Below are 14,619 nucleotides of genomic sequence, written 5' to 3'. Positions count from 1 at the left end.
TGCGCTTTCATGCTTCACTTATGGATACATCATTTCACCCCGGATGGAAACACTGTGAACAACATGACAAAACTCAGCAGATGGTGCGCCGCCATCGCGATGGTGGCCGTGGCCCAGGCCAGCCATGCGCAACTCCTTGTCGGGCAAACCGCGGGGTTCACCGGTGCCGTGGGCGCCGGCGTCAAGGAAACCACGGAAGGCGCCAAGCTCTACATCGACGCCGTCAATGCCAAGGGCGGTGTGGGCGGGCAAAAGATTGAGCTGGTGTCACTCGACGACAAGTTCGATCCCAAGCTGGCAGTCGAAAACGCACGCAAGCTGATTGAAGAACAAAACGTGCTGGCCATGTTCCTGACCCGCGGCACACCCCATACCGAAGCCATCATCCCGCTGCTCGACAAGAACGGCGTGCCGCTGGTTGGCCCCTCCACCGGCGCCATGGTGCTGCACCAGCCCGTCAAAAAACATGTGTTCAACGTACGCGCCACCTACCAGCGTGAAGCCGAGAAGGCGGTCACCCACCTGCATTCCATGGGCATCACGCGTATCGGCATCGTGTATGCCGACGACAGCTTCGGCGCTGACGGCGTGACGGGTGCGCAAAAAGGGCTGACGACTGCCAAGCTGCAGCCCGCTGTACTGGAAAAATTCGACCGCTCCAAACCCGACTTCGGACCCATCGCACCCAAGGTTTACCAGTCCAATGCGCAGGCCGTCATCATGGTGGCCTCAGGGCAGGCTGTGGTCGACGGCATCAAGGCCTTCCGCGCGGGTGGCTCTACGGCGCAAATCGTGACGCTTTCGAACAATGCCTCGGGCGGCTTTGTGAAAAGCCTGGGCGACAACGCCCGCGGCGTGATCGTCACGCAGGTGTTTCCGTATGAGCGCTCCATCGCCTTTCCCATGGTGAAGGAGGCACAGGAGCTGGCCAAGGCCAAGGGGCAAGCCGACGTGAGCCCCGCGATGCTGGAAGGTTTTGCCGCCGCAAAGGTGTTGGTGGAGGGCTTGCGCCGGGCAGGCGCCAAACCCACGCGCGAGAAACTCCAGGCCGCGCTGGAAGGCATGCGCAAGCTGGATATCGGCGGGCTTGAGGTGAGCTACAGCCCCGAAGACCATACCGGGCTGGACTTTGCCGATCTGTCCATCATCGGCACCGATGGAAAATTCAAGAGATAAATAGCACCCCCCCTGCCGACGCTCACTTCGTGTAGCGTCACCTCCCCCCAGGGGGACAGGCGCCTTGCGCCCGGCATAGCCGGATCGCGGCCCCTGCTTGGAAAGAGAATCCCCCCTGCCGACGCTCACTTCGTGTAGCGTCACCTCCCCCCAAGGGGGACAGGCGCCTTGCGCCCGGCATAGCCGGATCGCGGCCCCTGCTTGGAAAGAGAATCCCCCCTGCCGACGCTCACTTCGTGTAGCGTCACCTCCCCCAGGGGGACAGGCGCCTTGCGCCCGGCATAGCCGGATCGCGGCCCCTGCTTGCGAATTCGCAGACCCGCGGCCAAGCCATGCAGGTTTGAAGATACCCCCTGCCGACGCTCACTTCGTGTAGCGTCACCTCCCCCCAAGGGGGACAGGCGCCTTGCGCCCGGCATAGCCGGATCGCGGCCCCTGCTTGCGAATTCGCACACCTGCGGCGCCAAGCCGTACGGGTTTGCTCAGCCGTACAGAGCCTGCTCAAGTTCCTTGAACTTCTCGGGGCCTACAGCTTCCTTGATTTTGGGTGCCAGCTCCTTGAGCTTGTCGATATCGCCTGCGGCTTCCACCGCCAGGTTCAACCTGAAACCCCGAAGGCCCAAGGCGGCCGTCAACCGTGTGGCGATGGGATAGGCCCTTGAATAATGCTCTTGTGCATTCAGGGTGGGACTGCCGTCGGCGTTGTGCGCCGACACCTCAGGGGCTGGCTCGGCAGGCGGCTGCACTGCCAGCGGCGCCAGCAGGCCCAGCGAAATCAGGTGGTTGATGTCTTCTGCGGTTACGCCGAATCCTGAGGTGGCCTTGACCACATCGGCCATGCTGCGTTTGCCGTCAAACATGATAAAGGCAGAGCGCTGCCGGGGGGTCAATGCGACGGTTCGGTTCTGTACGGCGGTCTGGCCGGCTTCCGTCTTGGTGTAAATCATCGGCTGGTCTCCAGTAAATGCGCGAGGGCGCCACCATGCGGTGCTTGATATTCAGAGACGCTGTAATGGCTTGTTTTGTCTCTGTTAATTCAATTTACCTCATTTTTACCTGCGCCGCACCTATTTCGGGCATGTCGCGGCACTGTCCTGCCTGCGAATGCGCCACGCGCTGCCAGCCTGATCCCTTCACTCAACCGCCCGCATCAACCCCAAAAGCAGCCGCAACAACAGGTACATCCAGCCGCGAAGCACCATGTTTTTCACCACTCAGATCAATATCGCCGCCCTTGTTCAACAGAAATAATGCCAGCCCGGCAATCACGATAAAACCCACAACAATTTTCCACATCTTTCTTTCTCCCAAAAAAAAGCCCCCGGCAAATGGATGACGAGGGCCCGTAAAAAACACAAGGCTTTTCAGCCTGAAAAGGCCGGTGCGGGCTCCTGGCCCGCACCGGCGCAAATACCCATCAGTCGTTGGCGTAAATATCCACGTCCTTGGTTTCCTTGATGAACAAGGTGCCAACCACCAGCGTCATGGCGGCGACGATGATCGGGTACCAGAGGCCGTTGTACATATTGCCGGTCTGCGCCACGATGGCAAAAGCCGTGGTGGGCAGCAGGCCACCGAACCAGCCGTTACCGATGTGGTACGGCAGGCTCATGGAGGTGTAGCGGATGCGCGTCGGGAACAGCTCCACCAGCATGGCGGCGATCGGGCCGTACACCATGGTGACCAGCAGCACCAGATAGAACAGGATGACCGTGACCATGACCTTGTCGACCTTGGCTGGATCAGCCTTGCTCGGGTAGCCGGCAGCCTTCAGGTCGTCCGCGACCGCTTTCTTGAACTCGGCGTCCTTCTTCTTGGCGTCGTCGGCGCTCAGGCCCTTGGCGTTGTAGCTGGGGATGGCGGTTTCGCCGATCTTGATGGTGGCCACGGTGCCGGCGGGTGCTGCGACGTTGTCATAGCTCACCGAAGCGCCTGCCAGCACCTGCTTGGCGATGTCGCAAGAGCTGGTGAACTTGACGGTGCCGGTCGGGTTGAACTGGAACGAGCACTCTTTCGGATCGGCGGTCACAACCACCTTGTTCTTGGCTTGTGCCGCGGCCAGGTCAGGGTTGGCGGCTTTGGTCAGCGCAGTGAACACGGGGAAGTAGGTGACCACAGCCAGCAGGCAGCCGGCCATGATGATGGGCTTGCGGCCGATCTTGTCGGACAGCGTTCCGAAAATCACGAAGAAAGGCGTACCCAGGATCAGCGAATAAGCCACCAGGATGTTGGCCGTGGGGCCGTCGACCTTGAGCGCCTGCGTCAGGAAGAACAGCGCGTAGAACTGGCCGGAGTACCACACCACAGCCTGGCCGGCGGTCAGGCCGATCAGCGCCAGGATCACGATCTTCAGGTTTTTCCACTGGCCGAAAGACTCGGACAACGGTGCCTTGGAGGTCTTGCCCTCAGCCTTCATTTTCTGGAAGGCAGGGGATTCGTTCATCGACAACCGGATGTAGACCGACACGGCCAGCAGCAGGATGGAGACGATGAACGGAATGCGCCAGCCCCAGTCGGCGAATGCGACTTCGCCCATGGCGGTACGCACACCCAGGATGACCAGCAGACTCAGGAACAGGCCCAGCGTGGCTGTGGTCTGGATCCAGGAGGTATAGGCACCGCGCTTGCCCTGTGGCGAGTGCTCGGCCACATAGACAGCTGCACCGCCGTATTCACCGCCGAGCGCCAGGCCTTGCAGCATGCGCAGTGCGATCAGGATCACCGGGGCGGCGACACCGATGGAGGCGTAGTTGGGCAAGAGGCCGACGATGAAGGTCGACAAGCCCATGATCACGATGGTGACCAGGAAGGTGTACTTGCGGCCGATCATGTCGCCCAGGCGGCCGAACACCAGCGCGCCGAAGGGGCGCACGATGAAGCCGGCTGCAAAAGCGAGCAGCGCAAAGATGAAGGCAGAGCCTGCATCCAGTCCGCTGAAGAACTGCTTGGCAATGATGGCTGCCAATGAACCGTAGAGATAGAAGTCGTACCACTCAAATACGGTGCCGAGCGAGGAGGCGAAAATCACCTTCTTCTGCTCGGCTGTCATCGGCCTGTTGTCGACGGCTGTTGCCATGATGTTGTCTCCAAAATAATGAGACTTCCGGTATGGAAGCTACCTTCATTATTTTGGTTGTGCCTGACCTAGCTCTGACGTGAAACTAACAGGAGCTTTCACGAAACTTATGCCTGGCTGACAAGTCAAGGGGAAACCCTTGAAGAACTTTTCAGCATGCGAAGCACCTCAGGGAAAACGCTTAAAACCTTCTTAGGCCCCGCGTTTGATGCCCGTCGCAACCTTACACACGGCATTCCAGCCATCACCATCAAACCAGGGGCTGCCGAGCAGGTACTCGCGCAGCATCGGCAGCGCATCCAGGCCCCAGAAAATTTTGCCGTCCACCTCAAACGCCGGCACGCCAAAAACGCCCTTGGCAATCGCCGCTTCCGTATTGCTTTTAAGCTGCGCCTTCACGCCCTCGTCCTGCACATCGCGTACCGGCGCAAGCTGCTTGAGCAGGGCTTCGTAACGGGCCGCATCGCCGGCTTCACCGCCTTCGCCCCAGACATGGCGAAAGATGGTTTCGCACGCATAGCGGTTGGGCGTGCCACCCTGCCCCTCGGGGCCGCAGGCCACAGCCAGGCGCAGCAAGGGCAATGGGTTGAAGGGGTGGCTGACCGGCATCTTCATCGCGATACCCAGGCTGTGCGCCAGCCACAGCACCTGCCGGTAGGTCCAGTCGCGTTTGGGGGCGATCTCCGCAGGACCCAGCTGGCCATAGTGCTTGAGCATGCCCGCGAACAGCACCGGCGTGTACGCCACGCTGTAGCTCACACCCTTCAGCGCTTCTGGAAGGCGCTCAAAAGCCAAAAAGGCATAGGGCGAAATGACGTCGAAGTAGCATGTGATGTGCTTGATCGCGGGTGCATCACCGGCTGCCGGCTTCATCGTTGTGTTCTCGCCGGTCATGGCTGCATCGCAGCCATGCGCTGCCCTATGGATGTCCAGATATGGCGCTTTGCGGTGTCGTCGGCCCCACTCCACTGCGCAATTTCATCGCGCGTGCGAAAGCAGCCTTCGCACAGGCCCGAAGCCGCGTTCATGCGGCACACGGAAATGCAGGGCGACGGCGCGTCGGGCTCATCATCAAGTGTGGCCGCGCGCAGAGAGACCAGTTCGATCGCATGCTTCCTCGCCAGTTTGTCTTCGTCCACATTCACCGCAAAGTCCGACACCGGCGCGCCCGTCAGCAGCTCAAGCTCCTGCGGCGACAGCTGGAACACCGCATGCGGATGGCCCGCAGCCGCCCACACGGTTTCAAAGCGGAACAGCGAGCGGTCAATCAGCGTCACGGAGGGCGTGGCATGCGCCAGCGGCGACACACCGCCTATGGAGAACCCCGTGCGCGCCTTCACAAACTCCGCATCGGCCCGTGCCAGGCGCTTGCCATCGATACACACCATGGCCTCGACCTTTTTTTCATCGACCCGCTGGTCGCCGGACGTCACCACCAGCACGGCGGCATCGTCGGACTTGCGGCGAAAAATAATGCTCTTGGCAATCTGGCCCACCTGCACACCCAATGCATCGGCTGCCTGCTGCGCGGTGCGCGCGGCATCGTCGAGCATGACGGGTGCATGCAGGTGGCCGCTGTCCAGCAGCACTGCGGCAACCCGCTGCACGCCTTCCGGTAACGATTTCAATTCAGCGCCACACATGTCAATTCATTCGTTTGTTAAGAAGCGCGGTTGCCGCGCGGGAGTTCGGCTTGCGCCCCAGAAAATCGCTGATGAATTTTCCCGCATCAATGAGCTTGTCCAGGTCAATGCCCGTCTCAATGCCCATGCCATGCAGCATGTACACGACATCTTCGGTCGCCACATTGCCCGTCGCGCCCTTGGCAAACGGGCAGCCGCCCAGGCCGGCCGATGAGGTGTCGTATTGCCATACGCCCATCTGCAATGCCATCAGCGTATTGCCCAGCGCCTGGCCGTAGGTATCGTGAAAATGCCCGGAGACATCGTTGATGTCGAAATGCTTGAGCGTCGCCTCCATGGCGCGCTGCACCTTGAGCGGCGTGCCCACACCAATCGTGTCGGCCACACCCACATGCTGCACGCCTATGCCCTTCATCAGGCCGGCGAGCATGTCCACACGCTCAGGCGCAATGTCGCCCTCATAGGGGCAGCCCACGGTGCAAGACATCGCGCCCCGCACATAAATGCCTTTTTCACGCGCGGCCTCGACCACGGGGCGAAAGCGCTCAATGCTTTCGGCAATCGAACAGTTGATGTTCTTCTGGCTGAAAGCCTCGCTGGCCGCGCCGAACACCACGATCTCGTCGGGCCACAGCTCGCGCGGTGGCGCAATTGCGGCTTCAAAGCCTTTCATGTTGGGCGTCAGCACCGAATAGCGCACACCCGGCTTGCGCTTGATACCGGCCATCACCTCGGCGTTATCGGCCATTTGCGGCACCCACTTGGGCGACACATAACTCGTGACTTCGATCTCGGTCAGGCCCGCGTCCTGCAGGCGGTGCACCAGCTCGATCTTTACGGCGGCAGGCACCTGGGCTTTTTCGTTCTGCAAGCCGTCGCGCGGGCCGACATCGACAATTTTGACTTTGGAGGGCAAGGACATGGTTTTTCCGTATTCGATTTCAAGTATCAGGCGGCCGCAGGTGCCACGCCGCGCGGGCGCAACCACAAAAGCAGCCAACCGGCCAGCACACCCAGCGCACTGAACAACAAAAGAACCCCACCGATAAAGCCCTGCACCAGCACCGACCCCACAATCTGGGCCTGCACCGGATCTGCCACCGGATAACGCACCTTCACGGCCTCACCCACTTTATGGACGGCGCCGCCCTGGCGCACCAGCGGATCAGCCACACGCAGGGTACGGCCATCGTGCGCGGAAAATTCGACAATGCTTTTCTGGCCCGTGCTGAGCTTCAGGCGGGAAGCTTCATGTCCCACCACCCGCCCGGCTACCGTGCGGGTGTCGCTGCCAAGGCCCAGGCTTGAGGCCAGCAGCCAGGCCGCTGCCAGGGCTGTCAGCCCGCTAGGCACCAGCAACAACCAGCCCAAAACACTGAGCAGGCGGTGAGATGTGGACGATGGCATCAATGAAACTCCGGGGCCTGCGCTTCAACGGTCACTTCAATAGCCACGCAGTGGATCAACAATACCAGCAACCCGCTCCCCGCGTTCGACGGCACGCACCTTGCCCGCAATCTGGGTGATGCTTTCCTCGCGCAACGTGCGGGCCGAGGTGTGCGGGGTTACCGTGACCTTCGGGTGTTTCCAGAAAGGGTGATCTGCCGGCAGCGGTTCAACATGGAATACATCCAGCGTGGCGCCCGCCAGGTGGCCGTTGTCGATCAGCGTGATCAGGTCGCCATCGACCAGGTGGCTGCCGCGCGCCACGTTGATGACATAGCCGCCCGGCCGCAACCGCGACAGCGTGTCCAGGTTCATGATGCCCCGCGTTTCAGACGTCAGCGGCAGCAGGCACACCAGGATGCGGCTGGCCGCCAAAAAGTCCTGAAAACCCTGCCCACCCGCATCGCCCGAAAAACACTGCACGCCCTCAATCGTCTTGGGCGACCGGCTCCAGCCATTGACCGGGAAGTCAAACTGCGCCAGCGCACGTCCGACGCGCTCGCCCAGCACGCCCAGGCCCATCACGCCAATGGGGTAGTCAGTGCGCAGCCGCGGCTTGCGGTACGACCATTTGCCTTCGGCAATATCGGCCTCGTAACCATCGAGCTCGCGAAAGTGGCGAATCACCGCATGGCACACAAACTCGGCCATCTGCACGGACATGCCGGCATCGTCCAGCCGCACCACCGGTACGCCGTCTGGCAGCCGCAGCTTCATCAGCGCATCGACACCGGCGCCAATGTTGAAGATGCCCTTGAGCTGCGGCTGCTCGTCAAAAAACTGCTGGGGCGGCGCCCAGACCACCGCGTAGTCGGCCGGCGCCGCGCCGGCGGACCACAACTCCACCTGCGCATCGGGAAACTCGGCCTTCAGGCCGTCTACCCAAGGCTGGGGTTTGATATCGGAACAGCAAAAACTGATGCGCATGAAGAAAATCCCGTTTGAATCAAAGCAAAGTAAAAATCAAACGGCTATTTTCAACAATTCCGAACCCTCGCTCACCTGGTCGCCCGGCGCATACAGCAACTCTTGCACCACGCCGTCGGCCGGCGCGGCAATGGTGTGCTCCATCTTCATGGCTTCCATCACGGCCAGCGGCTGGCCCTTGCTCACCTTGTCACCCGCCTTGACGGCAAACGACACCACCTTGCCGGGCATAGGTGCTGTGAGGCGGCCGCCTTCGGCCTGCGCTTCGCCCGCATGGGCCAGCAGGTCGATGGAAAGGATTTGCGTGGCGCCTTTGGCGGTGAACACATAGTCCAGTTCACCCTGGGCATACACGGTAGCCGTCATGCGCTGGCCGGCAAACTGCACGTCAATGCCCTGGGCGGTTTCAGCAAACACCAGCTGGCCCGATACCTCACCCATCGTCAGGCGTAGCGCGCCGTCGTGCAGGTAGGCTAGCGTTGCCTTGGCAGGTTCGCCGTGAAATTCAAACTCAAAGCGGCGCTCCATCACACCATGCGAGCGCCAGCCGTCGCGGCGGCTGAAAGGGTCTGCGCCTTCCATGGCCCGCTCATCCAGCAGGGCTTTGGCCACCGCCGCCGCACCCGCCATGGCCAGGCCCACCGGCTCCTGCCTGAAGAGCACGGCTTCTTCGCGCTGGATCAGCGCGGTGTCGAGGTTGGCTTTGGCAAACGACGGGCTGCGCACCACATAGCGCAAGAACTGCACATTGGTGCTCAGACCCACGATGCGGGTCTGCGCCAGCGCGTCGTCCAGCCGGGCCAGGGCTTCCTCGCGTGTCGCGCCGTGCACGATCAGCTTGGCCACCATGGAGTCGTAGTACGGAGAAATCGAATCGCCCTCACGCACGCCGTCGTCCACCCGGACCTGTCCTCTTTCAAACGCCGTGTGCGCCGGCTTCTTGTAGACGTGCAGCGTGCCGGTGGCGGGCAAGAAGTTGTTGTCAGGCGTTTCGGCACAGATACGCGCTTCGATGGCATGGCCGTGGATTCGCAGTTGATCTTGCGCCAGCGGCAGCTTTTCGCCTGAGGCCACGCGCAGCTGCCACTCCACCAGGTCCAGCCCCGTGATCGCTTCCGTCACAGGGTGTTCCACCTGCAGACGCGTATTCATTTCCATGAAGAAGAAGTTCATGCTGCCATCTGCGCGCTGCTCGACGATGAACTCCACCGTGCCCGCGCCCACATAATTCACGGCACGCGCAGCGGCCACGGCCGCCTCACCCATCTGCTTGCGCATGGCTTCCGTCATGCCGGGCGCCGGCGCCTCTTCCAGCACCTTCTGGTGGCGGCGCTGCACCGAGCAGTCACGCTCAAACAGGTAAACGTAATTGCCGTGCGTGTCGCCAAACACCTGGATCTCGATGTGGCGCGGGCGCTGGGCATACTTTTCCACCAGCACCGCATCGTCGCCAAAGCTGTTGATGGCTTCGCGCTTGCACGATGCCAGCGCCGCGTCGAAGTCTTCCGTCTTGTCGACCGCGCGCATGCCCTTGCCGCCGCCGCCCGCGCTGGCCTTGATCAGCACCGGGTAGCCAATACGGTCGGCCTCGCGTTTGAGCAGCGCCGGGTCCTGGTCGCTGCCGTGGTAACCGGGCACCAGCGGCACGCCGGCTTTTTCCATCAGCTGTTTGGACTCCGCCTTCAGGCCCATGGCCTTGATGGCCGAGGCCGGTGGGCCAATAAAGACCAGCCCTGCGTCGGCACAGGCCTGGGCGAATTCTTCGTTTTCGCTCAGGAAGCCGTAACCCGGGTGAATCGCCTCGGCGCCCGTGGCCCTGGCGGCTTCAATGATGCGCTCCCAACGCAGGTAACTGTCTTTGGGCGCGCTGCCGCCGATGTGCACAGCCTCGTCGCAAAAGCCGACATGCTTCGCACCCGCATCGGCATCGGAATACACCGCAACGGACTGGATTGCCATGCGCCTGGCAGTAGCAGCCACTCGGCAGGCTATTTCACCGCGATTTGCGATAAGGATCTTTTTAAACATGGTTAGCTTTCGCGGTGAAATACCCTGCGCACGCTTCGCGTGCCATGCAATTTAGCTTCGCTGCTGCGCGGCTTTGCCGCTGGTCTCCACGATTGGCAATAAGAATTTTTTTAAACATGGTCGTTCTTTGAGAAAGGAGACTTCAAGGTGAAAGCGGAAGCGGTGCCGGGGTCCGGCCTGCCGCTGAAAATACGGGCCACGCGGATAAACAGCTGACGCAGGAACCGCCAGCAAACGCGGATCAGCCAGACGCTGAGCGCCAGCACCAAAGCCAGCACCACCACAAACACCAGCGGGTGCGCAATCGCCAGCCACAGGCCGGCCGGCACCAGCGAGTCTTCCACCAGCGAGGCGCCGATGTTGCTGAAGGGCTCGGGCGATGTGTTGATGGCTGCGCGCGTCGTGGCCTTGGCCGCAAAGCTGGTAGCGGCCAGCGTGCCGCCCAGCAGCGCCGCTACCAACGCGCCCAGGCCGTTGTCTGCGCCAAACACCGCCGCCGCAAGCGCCGCACCCGCAGGGATACGAATCACGCCGTGCACCACATCCCACAGCGAATCCAGCCCCGGAATCTTGTCGGCAAAAAATTCAATGAACACCATGAAGCCGCTGACACCCAGCACCACCGGGTTGGCCAGCAGGTGCAGGCCCTGCGGAAGCTCTACCCAGCCCATAAAGCCCGCCAGCCCGGTCAGCAGCACGACAAGGTACAGGCGCACGCCACTGGCCCAGCCCAGTGCGCCGGCGAGGGCAATCAGTTGCGCGGTGTCCAGGGCTTGCATCAAGTGATCCAGTTCGGTTTGCGCTTTTGCAGGAAGGATTGCACGCCTTCACGCCCTTCCGGGCTCACGCGCACGTCAGCAATGCTTTCCACCGTCATCTGCACCAAGTCCGGCGTGATGGGCTGGCCGCCCACGTCCTGCACCAGCTGTTTGCACAGCTTCACGGCTTCAGGCCCTGAATTGACAATTGCCTTCACAAGCTCGGCCACCTTGGCGTCCAGTACGTCGGCCGCCACCACTTCATGAACAAAACCAATGCGCAAGGCCTCCGCCGCATCAAAACGCTCGGCCGTGAGGAAGTAACGGTGCGCGGCCCGCGCGCCCATGGCGCGAATCACATACGGGCTGATGGTGGCGGGTATCAGGCCCAGTTTCACCTCACTGAGGCAATACCCTGCCGTGTCCACCGACACAGCCATGTCGCAAGCCGCCACCAGGCCCATGCCACCGGCATACACGTCGCCCTGTACGCGGGCAATGACGGGCTTGGGGCATTCATAAACAGCCTGCAGCATGGTCGCCAGGCGGCCCGCGTCTTCCAGGTTTTGCGCATGGGTGTAGTCGGCCATGCTGCGCATCCAGTTCAGGTCTGCGCCTGCGCAAAAGGCCGGGCCGTTGGCCGCCAGCACAACGCAGCGCACCTCATCGTGCATGCCAAGCTCAACAAAGGCTTGCGTCATCTCGGCGATGACCTCCTGGTTGAAGGCATTGCGCACGTCGGGGCGGTTCAGTGTGACGGTCGCCACCAGCGACTCGACCTGGATGTTCAGATGGTTCATCTCATTTGTCCTTTCCGGCTGGCTTGCTAAAGCCCACGGTGTCAAGAAACTCGGCAACCCGCGGCTGCCACACCTCGGGAAAGCGGGAAAACAGGCTGTGCCCGTCTTCGCCATGCGGAGGGTATTGCGTCATCTCGGCCTTGCCACCCGCAGCCACATAGGCGTCGAACCACTCCCTTGGCAGCTTCGGGCCAGAGTACATGTCGTTTTCGGTATAGACCCAGAGCATGGGGATGCGCGCCGTTGCCCCGTAATCGCGAAACAGGCGTTCCAGCATTTGCGGCTGGCAGGGTTGTTGCGGGTGGGTTTTGGGGTTGCCTCCCCCGCCTCCGGCGAAATTAATGCTGGCCTGCACACCCGGCGGGTTGAGCGCAGCGACGGTAGCCGCCGTAGTTCCGCCGTACGATTGCCCCATCACAACAGCCCGGTTCTTCGCAGCGTCCGGACGTTGCCGCACGGCCTCAAGCACCGCCAGAGTCTGCGCAGCCGCAGCCGCATAGCCCGGTGGATAGTTCTTGCGATTACAGGCACCGCTGTATTCCACGTCCTCGCCACCGCTCACGCCGTAGCCGATACGTGTCGGTACGGCGACGATAAAGCCGCGCTGGACAAAAAACTTCGACGCGTTGCTGAACCGTGCCCGCCCGACTTTCACCCGGTCTTCCGGCTCGACAGCACGCCCGTGGTTGAGCACCAGCACCGGGGCCGGCCAGGGATTCACGCCGTCAGAGAAGACGGTCACCTTGATGGTGTGCTCGATCGTCTTGCCGTACGCGTCGACCACCTTCACCGGCAAGTCGAACTGGTCTTCACGCAAGCGAGCCTGCGCGGTGCCGGTGGTGACAAGCATTGCGGCACATAACAGGAAGGGCCAAAGTCGATACTGTTTCACGTCAATACCTTTTTGGCCATTTCTTTCCCACACGATTTCCGTATGCTCAGAATGACGTAGGTGTTGTTCATGGTCTTTATTCGCTCCGCAGGCTTACATGCGGAACACGCCAAACTTCGTATCCGGGATGGGCTGATTGAGCGTGGCCGACAGCCCCAGCGCCAGTACACGCCGCGTATCCGCCGGGTCAATCACGCCGTCGTCCCAGCCACGCGCGGTGGAGTAATACGGGTGCGACTGCTGGCCAAACTGGTCCAGCACCGGTTGCTTGAAGGCGGCCTCTTCTTCGGCGCTCCAGGTGCCGCCCTTGGCTTCAATCGCGTCGCGCTTCACGGTGGCCAGCACGCCGGCGGCCTGCTCGCCGCCCATGACGCAGATGCGCGCGTTCGGCCACATCCACAAAAAGCGTGGTGAATACGCCCGGCCGCACATGCCGTAGTTGCCGGCGCCGTAGCTGCCGCCGATGATCACGGTGAACTTGGGCACCTGGGCCGTGGCCACGGCCGTCACCATCTTGGCGCCGTGGCGGGCAATGCCCTCGGCTTCGTATTTGCGGCCGATCATGAAGCCGGTGATGTTCTGCAGAAACACCAGCGGCACCTTGCGCTGGCAGCACAGCTCAATAAAGTGCGCGCCCTTCTGGGCTGATTCACTGAACAGAATGCCGTTGTTGGCGATGATGCCCACGGGCATGCCCTCAATGTGCGCAAAGCCGCAAACCAGCGTGGGGCCAAAGCGCGCCTTGAACTCATGAAATTCGCTGCCATCGACGATGCGGGCAATCACCTCGCGCACGTCATACGGCTTTTTAGGGTCCACCGGAATCACGCCATGCAGCTCTTGCGGGTTGTAGAGCGGCGGCACCGGCGTACGCAGGGCCTGGTCGAAGCGCTTGGTTTTGTTGAGGCTGGCCACCGCCTGGCGGGCGAGCGCCAGCGCATGCGCGTCGTTTTGCGCCAGGTGGTCGGCCACACCCGAAAGCCGCGTGTGCACATCGCCGCCGCCCAGGTCTTCCGCGCTGACGATTTCGCCAATAGCCGCCTTCACCAGCGGCGGGCCGCCCAAAAAGATGGTGCCCTGGTTCTTCACGATGATGGTCTCGTCGCTCATGGCCGGCACATACGCGCCGCCGGCCGTGCAGCTGCCCATCACCACGGCAATCTGCGCAATGCCCTGCGCGCTCATGTTGGCCTGGTTATAAAAGATGCGGCCAAAGTGGTCGCGGTCAGGGAACACGTCGTCCTGGTTCGGCAGGTTGGCACCGCCCGAGTCGACCAGGTAGATACAGGTGAGGTTGTTTTGCATCGCCACTTCCTGCGCGCGCAAATGCTTTTTCACCGTCATCGGATAGTAAGTGCCACCCTTCACCGTGGCGTCGTTGCACACGATCATGCAGTCCACCCCGTTGACACGGCCGATGCCGGTGATGACGCCGGCGCAGGGCGCGCTGTCGGTGCCGTCACGGTCGGGGTACATGTCTTTGGCGGCCAGGGTACCGAGCTCAAGGAAAGGCGTTCCCGGGTCCAGCAGCATCTGCACGCGGTCACGCGGCAGCAGCTTGCCGCGCGACACATGCCGCGCCCGCGTGGCCTCACCGCCGCCCAGGGCGGCCTTGGCCACTTGCGCGTTCAGGTCATCTACCTGCGCCTGCATGGCGGCGGCATTGGCCTGAAAGTCGGCAGAGCGGGCGTTGAGTTTTGTCTCCAGAGCGGGCATGGCAATTCCTGAAATACGGGTGAAAGGCGCTGAAACGGGGCTGGCATGCGCCAGACCTACGGGCGCGTGGGCCCTACCTTAGCGCCAGATTAGCGCTAAAGAGCCAGCTTAGCGAAAACCCGCCCCACAGGCACAGCCAATGAGGTTGCAAATCCTG

14 protein-coding genes are annotated in these 14,619 nt (G+C 61.9%); 1 reads left to right on the top strand and 13 read right to left on the bottom strand.

Annotated elements, in window-relative coordinates:
• Window positions 1–63: 63 nt before the first annotated feature.
• Complete coding sequence (locus tag AC1DVV_RS17805; protein WP_457282879.1) at window positions 64–1,176, top strand: ABC transporter substrate-binding protein; 1,113 nt, start codon at window positions 64–66, stop codon at window positions 1,174–1,176.
• Between the two features lie 482 nt (window positions 1,177–1,658).
• Here AC1DVV_RS17805 and AC1DVV_RS17800 read toward each other — a convergent pair whose 3' ends face one another.
• The 13 genes from AC1DVV_RS17800 to AC1DVV_RS17740 all read right to left on the bottom strand — a co-directional run bounded on the left by AC1DVV_RS17800 (window position 1,659) and on the right by AC1DVV_RS17740 (window position 14,462).
• Entirely contained in the window at window positions 1,659–2,123 is a 465-nt protein-coding gene (locus tag AC1DVV_RS17800) for a hypothetical protein (protein ID WP_477702217.1), read from the bottom strand.
• A gap of 190 nt (window positions 2,124–2,313) precedes the next feature.
• Window positions 2,314–2,472 (bottom strand): hypothetical protein, encoded by a 159-nt coding sequence (locus AC1DVV_RS17795; protein WP_457282874.1) that lies wholly within the window; start codon window positions 2,470–2,472, stop codon window positions 2,314–2,316.
• A 121-nt stretch (window positions 2,473–2,593) separates the two neighbouring features.
• Entirely contained in the window at window positions 2,594–4,252 is a 1,659-nt protein-coding gene (locus AC1DVV_RS17790) for an MFS transporter (RefSeq protein WP_457282873.1), read from the bottom strand.
• A 192-nt stretch (window positions 4,253–4,444) separates the two neighbouring features.
• Window positions 4,445–5,095, bottom strand: coding sequence for a 2-hydroxychromene-2-carboxylate isomerase (locus AC1DVV_RS17785; protein WP_477702230.1), 651 nt, complete (start codon window positions 5,093–5,095; stop codon window positions 4,445–4,447).
• A 47-nt stretch (window positions 5,096–5,142) separates the two neighbouring features.
• Entirely contained in the window at window positions 5,143–5,880 is a 738-nt protein-coding gene (locus AC1DVV_RS17780; RefSeq protein WP_477702216.1) for a YbaK/EbsC family protein, read from the bottom strand.
• 16 nt (window positions 5,881–5,896) lie between these two features.
• Window positions 5,897–6,817 (bottom strand): hydroxymethylglutaryl-CoA lyase, encoded by a 921-nt coding sequence (locus tag AC1DVV_RS17775; RefSeq protein ID WP_477702215.1) that lies wholly within the window; start codon window positions 6,815–6,817, stop codon window positions 5,897–5,899.
• Between the two features lie 26 nt (window positions 6,818–6,843).
• Window positions 6,844–7,302 carry a DUF3592 domain-containing protein gene (locus tag AC1DVV_RS17770; RefSeq protein WP_477702214.1) on the bottom strand — a complete coding sequence of 153 codons (459 nt, stop codon included), beginning with the start codon at window positions 7,300–7,302 and terminating at the stop codon, window positions 6,844–6,846.
• A gap of 36 nt (window positions 7,303–7,338) precedes the next feature.
• Entirely contained in the window at window positions 7,339–8,268 is a 930-nt protein-coding gene (locus AC1DVV_RS17765; protein WP_477702213.1) for a 2-hydroxyacid dehydrogenase, read from the bottom strand.
• A 36-nt stretch (window positions 8,269–8,304) separates the two neighbouring features.
• The gene (locus tag AC1DVV_RS17760; protein ID WP_477702212.1) at window positions 8,305–10,296 is read right to left on the bottom strand and encodes an acetyl/propionyl/methylcrotonyl-CoA carboxylase subunit alpha; all 1,992 of its coding nucleotides are present in this window, start codon (window positions 10,294–10,296) and stop codon (window positions 8,305–8,307) included.
• A 110-nt stretch (window positions 10,297–10,406) separates the two neighbouring features.
• Window positions 10,407–11,075 carry a DUF4126 domain-containing protein gene (locus AC1DVV_RS17755; protein WP_477702211.1) on the bottom strand — a complete coding sequence of 223 codons (669 nt, stop codon included), beginning with the start codon at window positions 11,073–11,075 and terminating at the stop codon, window positions 10,407–10,409.
• Entirely contained in the window at window positions 11,075–11,854 is a 780-nt protein-coding gene (locus AC1DVV_RS17750) for an enoyl-CoA hydratase/isomerase family protein (protein ID WP_477702210.1), read from the bottom strand. Before AC1DVV_RS17750 ends, AC1DVV_RS17755 begins: the two co-directional genes overlap by 1 nt.
• Before the next feature lies 1 nt (window position 11,855).
• A complete protein-coding gene (locus AC1DVV_RS17745) occupies window positions 11,856–12,704 on the bottom strand; it encodes an alpha/beta hydrolase family protein (protein WP_477666803.1) in 849 nt (282 codons plus the stop codon).
• Between the two features lie 135 nt (window positions 12,705–12,839).
• Window positions 12,840–14,462, bottom strand: coding sequence for a carboxyl transferase domain-containing protein (locus tag AC1DVV_RS17740; protein ID WP_477707227.1), 1,623 nt, complete (start codon window positions 14,460–14,462; stop codon window positions 12,840–12,842).
• Window positions 14,463–14,619 lie beyond the last annotated feature (157 nt).

It is taken from the genome of Polaromonas sp. P3_B4, from assembly GCF_056402835.1.
Note: the sequence above shows the minus strand (reverse complement) of the source record. Positions and strands in the feature narration are given on the sequence as shown.

Bases quoted from the DNA above. Each gene is read 5' to 3' on its own strand.
- AC1DVV_RS17790 (WP_457282873.1), bottom strand. From the start codon at position 4,252: ATGGCAACAGCCGTCGACAACAGGCCGATGACAGCCGAGCAGAAGAAG.
- AC1DVV_RS17750 (WP_477702210.1), bottom strand. From the start codon at position 11,854: ATGAACCATCTGAACATCCAGGTCGAGTCGCTGGTGGCGACCGTCACA.
- AC1DVV_RS17760 (WP_477702212.1), bottom strand. From the start codon at position 10,296: ATGTTTAAAAAGATCCTTATCGCAAATCGCGGTGAAATAGCCTGCCGA.
- AC1DVV_RS17795 (WP_457282874.1), bottom strand. From the start codon at position 2,472: ATGTGGAAAATTGTTGTGGGTTTTATCGTGATTGCCGGGCTGGCATTA.
- AC1DVV_RS17770 (WP_477702214.1), bottom strand. From the start codon at position 7,302: ATGCCATCGTCCACATCTCACCGCCTGCTCAGTGTTTTGGGCTGGTTG.
- AC1DVV_RS17800 (WP_477702217.1), bottom strand. From the start codon at position 2,123: ATGATTTACACCAAGACGGAAGCCGGCCAGACCGCCGTACAGAACCGA.
- AC1DVV_RS17805 (WP_457282879.1), top strand. From the start codon at position 64: ATGACAAAACTCAGCAGATGGTGCGCCGCCATCGCGATGGTGGCCGTG.
- AC1DVV_RS17745 (WP_477666803.1), bottom strand. From the start codon at position 12,704: ATGCTTGTCACCACCGGCACCGCGCAGGCTCGCTTGCGTGAAGACCAG.
- AC1DVV_RS17740 (WP_477707227.1), bottom strand. From the start codon at position 14,462: ATGCCCGCTCTGGAGACAAAACTCAACGCCCGCTCTGCCGACTTTCAG.
- AC1DVV_RS17765 (WP_477702213.1), bottom strand. From the start codon at position 8,268: ATGCGCATCAGTTTTTGCTGTTCCGATATCAAACCCCAGCCTTGGGTA.
- AC1DVV_RS17775 (WP_477702215.1), bottom strand. From the start codon at position 6,817: ATGTCCTTGCCCTCCAAAGTCAAAATTGTCGATGTCGGCCCGCGCGAC.
- AC1DVV_RS17755 (WP_477702211.1), bottom strand. From the start codon at position 11,075: ATGCAAGCCCTGGACACCGCGCAACTGATTGCCCTCGCCGGCGCACTG.